Annotated in this window: 8 protein-coding genes; 6 read left to right on the top strand and 2 right to left on the bottom strand. The window is 68.7% G+C overall.

Annotation, left to right across the window (positions count from 1 at the left end; all coding sequences use genetic code 11):
• The first annotated feature begins 393 nt into the window (after positions 1 to 393).
• The 4 genes from VGT00_01900 to VGT00_01885 are packed head-to-tail and all read left to right on the top strand — an operon-like array spanning position 394 to position 3,900.
• Complete coding sequence (locus VGT00_01900) at positions 394 to 1,110, top strand: HemK2/MTQ2 family protein methyltransferase (GenBank protein HEV8530151.1); 717 nt, start codon at positions 394 to 396, stop codon at positions 1,108 to 1,110.
• A complete protein-coding gene (locus VGT00_01895; GenBank protein ID HEV8530150.1) occupies positions 1,107 to 1,892 on the top strand; it encodes a ChbG/HpnK family deacetylase in 786 nt (261 codons plus the stop codon). Before VGT00_01900 ends, VGT00_01895 begins: the two co-directional genes overlap by 4 nt.
• Positions 1,892 to 2,836, top strand: a complete 945-nt coding sequence (locus tag VGT00_01890) for an ROK family protein (protein ID HEV8530149.1) — start codon at positions 1,892 to 1,894, stop codon at positions 2,834 to 2,836. Before VGT00_01895 ends, VGT00_01890 begins: the two co-directional genes overlap by 1 nt.
• Positions 2,833 to 3,900, top strand: a complete 1,068-nt coding sequence (locus VGT00_01885) for an alcohol dehydrogenase catalytic domain-containing protein (protein ID HEV8530148.1) — start codon at positions 2,833 to 2,835, stop codon at positions 3,898 to 3,900. The genes VGT00_01890 and VGT00_01885 overlap by 4 nt, the downstream gene beginning before the upstream one ends.
• Positions 3,901 to 4,051: 151 nt before the next feature.
• Here VGT00_01885 and VGT00_01880 read toward each other — a convergent pair whose 3' ends face one another.
• Positions 4,052 to 4,480 carry a hypothetical protein gene (locus VGT00_01880; protein HEV8530147.1) on the bottom strand — a complete coding sequence of 143 codons (429 nt, stop codon included), beginning with the start codon at positions 4,478 to 4,480 and terminating at the stop codon, positions 4,052 to 4,054.
• Positions 4,481 to 4,556: 76 nt separating this feature from the next.
• Positions 4,557 to 5,069 (bottom strand): TlpA disulfide reductase family protein, encoded by a 513-nt coding sequence (locus VGT00_01875; GenBank protein ID HEV8530146.1) that lies wholly within the window; start codon positions 5,067 to 5,069, stop codon positions 4,557 to 4,559.
• A gap of 323 nt (positions 5,070 to 5,392) precedes the next feature.
• Here VGT00_01875 and VGT00_01870 point away from each other — a divergent pair, with 323 nt between their 5' ends.
• Both VGT00_01870 and VGT00_01865 read left to right on the top strand, forming a co-directional pair.
• Positions 5,393 to 8,254, top strand: coding sequence for an FAD-linked oxidase C-terminal domain-containing protein (locus VGT00_01870; GenBank protein HEV8530145.1), 2,862 nt, complete (start codon positions 5,393 to 5,395; stop codon positions 8,252 to 8,254).
• Positions 8,255 to 8,293: 39 nt separating this feature from the next.
• Entirely contained in the window at positions 8,294 to 10,258 is a 1,965-nt protein-coding gene (locus VGT00_01865; GenBank protein HEV8530144.1) for a dehydrogenase E1 component subunit alpha/beta, read from the top strand.
• The last annotated feature ends 59 nt before the right edge of the window (positions 10,259 to 10,317 follow it).

Here is a 10,317-nt window from a genome sequence, read left to right as displayed (position 1 = left end):
GATGAGGAGGCCGGGGTGAGTCGGCAAACGCGCGGGCAGCTGGAGGGCAACGCTGACGAGCTGTATGAACGCTACCTCGTTCCGACGATGTTCGGTCCCTGGTCGGAGGACTTGGTTGCGCTCGCAGCCCATGAAAACGGTGTCATCCGTATCAGCAGCGGTGACTGAGATCAGCCGGAGATTTACCGGACACGTGGTTCAGCCGACGGACACCGCCTACGAGGAAGTGCGAAAGGTCCACAACGGCCTCGTGGACAAACGACCGGCCTTGATCGCCCGGTGCCCGGGTATGCCGACATTGTCGCCTGAAACGCTGCCCGCTGTTCGAGCTGAGCGGCGGCTTGTGGCTGCCGCGAGGCGAGAGCTGGATTGGTCCCGGAGGCGAGGAGAGCGGTGAGGCGAGGGCTGGATGAAGACGGCGAGCTTGTCTTCCGCTACCGCGGCTGCGAGTTCGCCGTGGCCGACGGCGTGCAGCCGCCCAAGGCCGGCTCCCTTCTCTTCTGCCGTCATCTCCACTTTCGGGACGGGGAGGACGTGCTCGAGATCGGCGCCGGCACGGGACTGGCCGCCGTCCTGGCCGCCCGGGCCGGATGCCGCGTGGTCGCCACCGACGTGGTGCCGGAGGCCGTCGCCTGCGCGCGGGCCAATGCCGCGCGCAACGGGGTCGGCGATCGCGTCGAGGTGCTCCAGGGCGACTGCTATGAGCCCGTGGCCGGCCGGCGCTTCCATCTCATCTGCGCGAGCCCACCCCAGATGCCGACACCGCCCGGGCGCGAACGCGACGATGCGGCGGCCGCCGCCGACAATGGCGGCGTGGACGGCTGGGATATCCTCGATCGGCTCATCGCGGGCGCCCCGGCTCACCTCCGGCCCGGCGGGCGGCTCGTCTTCACGCTCTTCGCATTCCTGGGACCCCGTGGTGCGTACGCGCGACTCGAGGCGGCCGGCCTCGAGCCCTCGATCCTCGCGCGCGAGCCGCAGGCGTTTCCCCGCATCGGATACGAGCGTCTCGAGCACATCCGCGGCCTCGACACGGAAGGCGCGCTGCCCGTCGCCAAGATGCCGACCTCCGTGGAGCGTCTCGTGATGCAGGGGATGAAGTCGCGATGACGGCGGCGCCCGCGAGCCAGGCCCCCGCCCCGGTCAAGGTCCTCATCGTCAACGCCGACGATTTCGGGCTCACCGCGGGCGTGTCACGCGGCATTCTCCAGGCGCATCGCACCGGCATCGTCACCAGCACGACCCTCATCGTCAACCGCGAGATCCCGCCCGCCCTCGTCGAGGAGCTCCTGTCCTCGGATCTCGGGGTGGGGGTGCATCTGAACCTGACCCTCGGCGGCCCCGTGGCCAGCGCGAAGCGCGTGCCGTCGCTCGTGGACGCGGAGGGCAGGTTCATCCGCGATGCGCGCGAGGCCTCCGCGCGCGCCAAGGCTGACGAGGCGCGCATCGAGCTGGGCACCCAGATCGATGCCTTTCGGGCCATCATGGGACGGTTCCCGACACACCTCGATACCCACCACCATGTGGGCCGGCACCCGCCCATCCTCGACCTCGTCCTGGATTTCGCTCGGGCCCTCAAGGTGCCCGTGCGGAGCCAGGATGATCTCGTCCGTGCGGCCGCGCGCGAACGCGGCCTCCGGACGCCCGATCACTTCATGGGCGAGTCGGGCCCCGAGCCCTACTGGTCCCGCGAGCGGACCCTGGCGCACCTGGCATCGCTCCCCGCCGGTGTGTCGGAGTTCATGACCCATCCCGGCTACTTCGACGAGGACCTCGCCTATAGCCGCTACGGCAAGCAGCGGGAGACGGAGATGGCCGGCCTCACCGGCCCCGAGGTGAGGGAGGCCATCGCGCGTCACGGCATCCGGCTCGCCCATTTCGGGAGCCTCTGATGGCGCGGCGGGCCGTGATCGGGGTGGATCTGGGCGGCTCCGTCGTCGCGGCCGGACTCGTCACCGCCGACGGTGAAGTGCTCGCGCAGTCGCAGGAGCCGACGCGCAAGCGTGGACCCGGCACCGCGGTCTGCACCATCCTCGACGTCATCGAGCGCGCCTATCATGGGGCGCGCGCGCTCGGCGTCATCGTCGAGGGCATCGGCATCGGCGTGCCCGGCACGGTGGATGCCGAGCGCGGCGTCATCGGGCAGGACATCCACTACGTGCCCGAGCTCGCGGGGGCTCCGCTCGCCGCCACCGTGACCGGCCAGCTGGGCCTCCCCGTCTACGTCGACAATGACGTCAACGTGCTCGCGCTCGGCGAGTGGAAGTTCGGGGCCGGGCAGGGTGCGCGCTCTCTCGTCGTGCTCGCCATCGGCACGGGGGTGGGCGGGGGCATCGTCCAGGACGGGCGGCTGCTGCGCGGCCAGGGCGGCTTCGGCGGCGAGCTCGGCCACGTGCCGATCAACTTCGATGGGCGGGCGTGCATCTGCGGGGGTCAGGGCTGCCTCAAGGCCTATGTGTCGGGCACGGACATCGGGCTCATGGGCACGGAGCGCCTCAAGCGCGACGTCTCGGCCGCCGATGTCTTCCGCATGGCCGGCGAGGGCGATCCCACGTGCCAGGAGATCGTGGGCGAGGTGTGCCGCGCGCTCGGCGCTGGCCTCGCGGTGATCGTCAATGGCCTCAACCCCGAGCGTCTGATCGTGACGGGTGGGGTCGCCGAGTCGCTCAAGCCGCTCGCGCACCGGATCCGCGCGCAGCTCGAGCGGTACGCCTTCGGGCGGGCCCTCGAGTCGACGCGCATCGAGATCGTGCCCCAGAGCAAGAGATCCACCGTGCGCGGCGGGGCCGCGCTCGTCCACTACGAAATCATGCGACGGAGGGCAGGCGCGCCATGAAAGCCATCACGCTGCACGGAGTCGGGGATGTGCGGGTAGAGTCTGTGGCGGACCCCAGGATCGTGGATCCCACGGACGTCGTCGTCCGCATCACCACGAGCGCGATCTGCGGCTCCGATCTGCATCAGTACCATGGCCGCGGGGCCACCCCCGGCGCCCCGCCGCTCGTCGAACCCGGCTCCGTGATGGGCCACGAGTTCATGGGAGTGGTGGAGGAAGTCGGCCCCGCCGTCGCTCGCGTGAAGAAGGGCGACCGGGTCGTCGCCCCTTTCTCGATCTCCTGCGGGCAATGCGAGTGGTGCCGCATGCGGCTGCCCACCCAGTGCGCGGCCACGGGACGGGCCGTCTTCGGCGGCCGCTTCGGCAAGCAGTATCCGGGCGGGCAGGCCGAGAGGATCCGCGTGCCTTTCGCCGATCACATGTGCGAGACGGTGCCGCCGGGCATGGCGGACGAAGAGGTGTTCTTCCTGGGCGATATCCTTTCCACCGGGTATTGCTGCGCCGAGAACGCGGGGATCCGTCCGGGCGATAGCGTGGCCATCTTCGGCGCCGGGCCGGTAGGGTTGCTGGCGCTACAGTCGGCCCACCTCTTCGGCCCCGCGAAGATCTTCGTGGTGGATCGGGTAGGCTATCGGCTCAAGCTCGCCGAGGAGCTCGGCGGCATCCCCGTCAACCTGGACCGAGGCCATCCCGCCGAGCAGCTCCGGGCGTTGACGGCCGGCCGCGGACCGGACGCCGTGCTGGAGTGCGTGGGGCACGAGACACCTTTCGCCCAGTCCATCCAGGCGGTCAGGCCCGGCGGCACGGTCTCGTCGGTGGGCGTCTATGTCGAGCCGTCCATCGGGTTTCCCGTGCGCGAGGCGTTTTTCAAGGACCTGACGCTCAAGATGGGCATCTGCAATGCGCGGAACTACATCGTGCCCTTGCTGGGACTGATCCAGGCGGGCCGGCTCGCGCCCACCCGGATCATCACCCACACGATCCCCCTCGACGACGCCCCGCGCGGTTACGCGATCTTCGATCGCAAGGAAGACCAGGCCATCAAGGTCATGCTCAAACCTTAGCCTGGATTATGCGCGAACACCTGACCCCCTCACCCTGCCCTCTCCCCCAATGGGGGAGAGGGATCTGAATGAAGAGAGCAGCGCGGCGAGGAGTTTAGGTCAGGGTGAGAGGGCCGGACGACGAGAGAGCCTGCCTCGTGAATAGTTCGGGCTAGTCGTCGACTACGGGGACGCGCGCCCGCTTCGAGTCCTCGCGCCAGAGCTTGGCGGCGCCGTCGAGCATCATGACGGCGACGACCAGCCAGGCGCCTGTTTCCAGGGTGATGAGGGCCATCACGTAGTTGAAGCCCAGCTGGAGCCCGCGGTCATGCCCACGCCGGAGCAACCGCGCGCCCATCTCGTTGCCCACGAAAAGGAGCAGCCAGGCCGAGACGACCAGGCTCGGGGCGAGCCAGCCGCCCGTCATGATCCGGGCGGCGAGGAACATGCCGAGCCAGCCCGCCACTTCCAGCGTGAGGGCCCACGCCCCTTCGGGCGGACTATCGACCAGGCGGAATACGGCGAAGCTCGCCGCGAAGAGGGCGACCCCGAGGACTGCGCTGGCAAGTCGCGTGGCTGGCTGCCTCAGAGCTTCTGTCACAGTGGCCTCTGGCAGGTCGGGATGGTCCGCGTGGCAGAGAGGCTAAGCCTCAACGCGCGGCACGTCAAGGGCGCGGTCAGGAAGCCCGGGGCAGCCCTTTCCTTGGCGGCGGCTTGAGCGCGGTGTCGATTGCCGTGGCCAGGCGCGCCTCGTCCGTCGCGGCATCCAGGCGCGCGACGATCTCGCCGCGCTTGCTGATCACCACGGTAAAGGGCGCCCGCGTGAAGCCGAAGCGATCGGCGATGCGTACGTCGGGATCGAGGGCGGTAGGATACGTGGTTTTGTGGGAGCGAAGGAAGCGCCGAGCGTCCCGCTCCGTGTCTTTCACGTGCAGGGCCAGCACCTCGACGTCGCGGGCCTGGTAGCGCTCGTAGACGCGCTGGACCCCGGCCGCCTGGACCGCACACGTTTTGCACCACGAGGCCTGGAAGCGTACGACCAGCACCTTCTTGCCGATGAGGAGGCGCGAGTCGAAGGTCTCGCCGCCGTCGAGGAGGCGCACCCGGATCGCGGGCGCCGCGGGGGCGGCGGCCACGGGCGGCACGTGGACCATCAGCAGGGCGAGGGCCAACGCGACGAGAAAGCTCACGACGCATAGTATAGTCGCCCTGCGGTTGCCCGGCTTTTTGCCTTGAGGGCATGAGCCATGGCGCTGATGCCGTCAGCGGGTGGACAGGAGCGGTGTTCCGATGCCCGTACGTCATGGTCGAGTTGAGGCCACGATGCAAGGCAGCCGCCACTTCCCGAAGTCCTGTTCTTCTCACCGTCTACGGCGACACCAGAATCTCTGACTGGCTGGAATGTAAGCCACCCCGACACCGATTGGGAGGGCGGGCGCGGTCGAAAACCCGCCGCGACAGGAATGACCCGACGGATTGCCGGGTTACGAAGAGGCATGCCATAATCGCGGCCATGACGGACCTCGAGCAAGAGCTGCGGCGCGCCGTCGAGGGCGATGTTCGCTTCGACACCTACTCCCGGCTGCTCTACTCCACCGATGCCTCGATGTACCAGATGGAACCGATCGGCGTCGTCGTGCCGCGCCACGCCGGCGATGTGCAGGCCGTGCTCGAGATCGCCAACCGCGGCAATGTCGCCGTGCTTCCGCGGGGCGGCGGCACCTCGCTGACCGGCCAGACCGTCAATCGCGCCGTGGTCATGGACTTCTCGCGCTTCATGAGCAATGTGCTCGAGGTCAATCAGGAAGAAATGTGGGCACGGGTGCAGCCCGGCCTCGTGCAGGACGAGCTCAACCACCACGTCCGCCCCCTGGGCCTCCTCTTCGGTCCCGACACCTCGACCTCCAACCGCGCCACCATCGGCGGCATGCTCGGCAACAATTCGGGCGGCTCGCACTCGATCGCCTACGGGCTCACGGTGGAGCACGTGATCGAGCTGACGGCGCTCCTGGCGGACGGCAGCCGGGTCGTCTTCGGCGAGGTGACGCCCGAGGGGTTCCGCACCAAGCTGCGGGCTTCGGGTCTCGAAGGGCAGATCTACCGCGAGGTGGCGCGGCTGCGCGACCAGTACGCCGGGGAGATCCGCGCGCGCTACCCCAAGCACTGGCGACGCGTCTGCGGCTACAACCTCGACGAGCTCGTCAAGGACCGGCCGCTGAACATGGCCCGCGTCATCGTGGGCTCGGAAGGCACCCTGCTCACCATCCTCGAGGCCAAGATGCGCCTGGTGCAGCGGCCCAAGGCGACGGCCGTCGACGTCATCCACTACCACGATATGCAGGAGGCGCTGGAGTCCTCGCAGGCCATTCTCGAGACCGGCCCCTACGCCGTGGAGCTCACGGACAAGATGATCCTCGACCTGGCGCGCGGCAATATCGAGCAGTCGCAGCGCATGGGCTTTGTCCAGGGCGATCCCGCGGCCATCTTGATCGTCGAGTACGCGGGCGACACCGCGGCCGAGGTCAAGAACAAGGTCGAGTCGCTCGAGGTGCGGCGCGCGGCCGGGCGCTTCGGCTACGCGGCGCACATCGCCCTCGATCCGGCCGAGCAGCAGTCGATCTGGAAGCTCCGCAAGGCCGGGCTCGGTCTCTTGCTCGGCACCAAAGGCGAGGCCAAGCCCATCGCCTTCATCGAGGACACCGCGGTGGATCCGAAGCACCTGCCCGTCTTCGTTCCCCGCTTCCGCGACATCATGGCCAAGCACGGCGCCGAGGGCGCGTACTACGGCCACTGCTCGGTGGGATGCCTGCATATCCGACCCCTCATCAATCTCAAGACGGCCCGCGGCCTCGAGCAGGTGCGAGGCATGGCCGCGGAGATCTTCGACCTGGTGCTCGAGTACGAGGGGGCGATCTCCAGCGAGCACGGCGACGGGCGCGCCCGCAGCCCCTTCCTCGAGCGCGTCTTCGGCCCGGTCATCATGCAGGCTTTCCGAGAGCTCAAGGGCGCCTTCGATCCCAAGAACCTGATGAACCCGGGCAACATCGTGGCCAGCCCCTCCGTCACCGACCATCTGCGCTACGGCCCCGAGTACAAGACCTGGGAGCCCGCGACCATGCTCGACTTCTCCGCCCAGGGCGGGTTCGCGGCGGCGGTGGAGATGTGCAATGGCGTCGGCGTATGCCGCAAGAAGCTCGAGGGCACCATGTGCCCCTCCTACATGGCCACCAAGGACGAAGAGCACTCGACGCGCGGGCGGGCCAATGCCCTCCGCGCCGTGCTCTCGGGCCAGGTGCCCGCCGCCGACTTCACGGGCCGGCGCCTCTACGAAGTGATGGATCTCTGCCTCGAGTGCAAGGGCTGCAAGGCCGAGTGCCCGTCCAACGTGGACATGGCCAAGATGAAGTACGAGTTCCTCCACCACTACTACAAGGCCAACGGGGTGCCCCTCCGCAATCGGCTCTTCGGCCACATCGGCCGGCTCTCGTGGTGGGGCTCGCGGCTCGCCCCCTTCTCGAACTGGATCGTCGCCTCGGCCCCGAATCGCTGGCTCATGGAAAAGCTCGCGGGCATCGACCGCCGCCGCCCGCTGCCAGCCTTCGCGCGCGAGACCTTCACGGACTGGTTCGACCGCCGCCGGCCGCCCGTCTCCGCCCCGCGCGGCCCCGTCGTCCTCTTCCATGACACCTTCGTCACCTACAATGCCCCGGGCATCGGCCGCGCCGCCGTCGAGCTGCTGGAGACGGCCGGATACCGCGTCGAGCTCGTCGACCGGAAATGTTGCGGCCGGCCGCTCATCTCCAAGGGAATGCTGGAGGAGGCCCGCGAGCACGCGCGCTTCAATATCGAGCGCCTCGCGCCCTGGGTCGCCCGCGGGGTGGCCATCGTGGGGCTCGAGCCCTCGTGTCTGCTCACCCTGCGCGACGAATGGGTGGAGCTGGTGCGCAGCGAGGAGGCCCGGCAGGTGGCGCGGTCGAGCTTTCTCCTCGAGGAATTCCTCCTGCGCGAGCGGGCGCGAGGCCTGACCCTCGCCTTCAAGGCGGGAACGCGATCGGCGCTCCTCCACGGTCACTGCCATCAGAAGGCCCTGGTCGGCACGGCGCCCACGGTGGCCGCCCTCAAGTGGGCGGGCTACGAAGTCAGCGAGGTGGATTCCGGTTGCTGCGGCATGGCGGGCTCGTTCGGCTTCGAGAAGGAACACTACGACATCTCGGTCGCCCTCGGTGGCCGGCGTCTCGCGCCGGCCGTGACATCAGCTCCGCCGGGCACCGAAGTCATCGCCCCCGGCATCTCCTGCCGCCAGCAGATCGAGCATCTGGCCGGCCGCAGGGCCAAGCACCCTGCCGAGGCGCTGCGGGAGTCGCTTCAGATCTGAGGCTTCGGGCGCTGGCCCGGCCACCACGGGAGATCGATCATGCCGCTCAACGTCGAGTCGCTCGAAAGCCTGTATCAAGTCATGGTCCGCATCCGCCGCTTCGACGAGAAGACGGTGGAGCTCTTCAATGCCGGCCACGTCAAGGGCACCGCCCATAGCTATGTCGGGCAGGAGGCGGTGGCTGCGGGCGCCTGCGCCCACCTGACGAACGCCGACTCCGTCATCAGCAATCACCGGGGGCACGGCCACTGCATCGCCAAGGGGGCCAAGCTCGACCTCATGATGGCCGAGCTCATGGGCCGGGAGGCAGGCTATTGCCGCGGCCTCGGCGGCTCCATGCACATCGCGGCTCTCGATCTCAATATCCTGGGCGCCAATGGCGTCGTGGCCGCAGGCGTGCCCATCGGGGCCGGGGCCGCCCTCGCCAACAAGCTGCGGAAGGAGGACCGCGTCGTCATCTCCTTCTTTGGCGACGGCGGCGCCAACCAGGGCGTGGTCCACGAGACCATGAACCTGGCCGCGGTCTGGAAGCTGCCCTTCATCTTCGTGTGCGAGAACAACAAATACGCGCTCTCCACCGATCAGTCGCGCACCACGGCGGGCGAAGGGGTGTGCGTGCGCGCGCGCGCCTACGGCATCCCGGCCGCTCGCGTGGACGGCAACGATCTGCTCGCCGTGTACGAGGCCGTGGGCGAGGCGGTGGCGCGGGCGCGGCGCGGCGAGGGCCCGAGCTGCGTGGAGGCGGTGACCTATCGCTGGGGCGGCCACAGCATGCGCGCCAACCTTCCCGACTACCGCACCAAGCAAGAAGAGCTCGAGTGGATGGAGAAGGACCCGGTCGCCCGCGTCGAGCGGCGCCTGACCGATATGGGGGTGGGCGAGCTCCGGCTCAAGGAGCTCAGACAGCGCGTGGAAGGCGAGCTCGACGCGGCGGTGGCGTACGGGATCGAGAGCCCCGAGCCGACGGTGGAGATCATGGAGGCCGCGGTCTACGCGCCCCATGCGCGCGTGACGGAGCCCGCGAGTCGGGCCGGCCGCGAGATGACCTTCGCCGAGGCCCTCAACACGGCGCTGCACCAGGAGATGGCTCGCGACGAGCGGGTCTTTCTCATGGGCGAGGACGTGGGCCTGATCGGCGGCATCTTCCAAGTCTCCAAGGGACTTCGCGACAAGTTCGGCGAGGACCGGGTGCGAGACACGCCGATCTCGGAGCCTTCCTTCGTCGGTATGGGGGTGGGGTCGGCGGTGGCGGGCATGCGGCCCATCGTGGAGCTCCAGATCTGGGACTTCGTGGCCATGACCATGGATCAGATCGTCAACCAGGCAGCGAAGATCCGTTACATGCTGGGCGGGCGGCCCACGGTGCCCCTCGTCATTCGCGGCCCTCAGGGTGGGGGCATTCGCCTGGCCGCCCAGCATTCGCAGAGCCTGGAGGCCTGGTTCGCTCACGTGCCCGGCCTCGTGGTCATGGCCCCCTCCACGCCGTACGACGCCAAGGGGCTCCTGGCCGCGGCCATCCGCGATGACAATCCCGTCATCTTCCTCGAGCACAAGATGCTCTATCCCACCAAGGGCGAGGTGCCGGAAGGCGACTACGTCATTCCCATCGGCAAGGCGGACATCAAGCGCGTGGGCACCGACGTGACAGTGGTGGCAACCCAGATGATGGTCCAGCGGGCGCTCCAGGTCGCGGGCGATCTCGAGCAGGAGGGCATTTCCGTGGAGGTGGTGGATCCGCGCACCCTGGTCCCCCTCGACGAGGAGGCCATTCTCTCGTCGGTGGCCAAGACGAACCGGCTCGTCATCGTGCACGAAGCGGTCAAGCGGGGAGGCTTCGGCGCGGAGATCGCGGCCCTCGTCAGCGAGAAGGGGCTCGACCTCCTCGACGCGCCCATCGTGCGCCTCGGCGCGCGCAACGTGCCCATGCCCTACAACGACAAGCTCGAGCTGGCGACCATTCCCTCGCGAGACGACATCACCGCTGCGATACGCTCCGTTCTGTAGTTACGACGGTCGTTCCCTATCCCTCTCCCCTCCATCGGAGGGGAGAGGGCAGGGTGAGG

Source organism: Candidatus Methylomirabilota bacterium, assembly GCA_036002485.1.
GTDB lineage: Bacteria > Methylomirabilota > Methylomirabilia > Rokubacteriales > CSP1-6 > AR37.
The sequence above is the reverse complement of the archived record's forward strand: the minus strand, read 5'-3'. Positions and strand labels throughout refer to the sequence as shown.

Bases quoted from the DNA above. Each gene is read 5' to 3' on its own strand.
- VGT00_01865 (HEV8530144.1), top strand. From the start codon at position 8,294: ATGCCGCTCAACGTCGAGTCGCTCGAAAGCCTGTATCAAGTCATGGTC.
- VGT00_01870 (HEV8530145.1), top strand. From the start codon at position 5,393: ATGACGGACCTCGAGCAAGAGCTGCGGCGCGCCGTCGAGGGCGATGTT.
- VGT00_01885 (HEV8530148.1), top strand. From the start codon at position 2,833: ATGAAAGCCATCACGCTGCACGGAGTCGGGGATGTGCGGGTAGAGTCT.
- VGT00_01895 (HEV8530150.1), top strand. From the start codon at position 1,107: ATGACGGCGGCGCCCGCGAGCCAGGCCCCCGCCCCGGTCAAGGTCCTC.
- VGT00_01890 (HEV8530149.1), top strand. From the start codon at position 1,892: ATGGCGCGGCGGGCCGTGATCGGGGTGGATCTGGGCGGCTCCGTCGTC.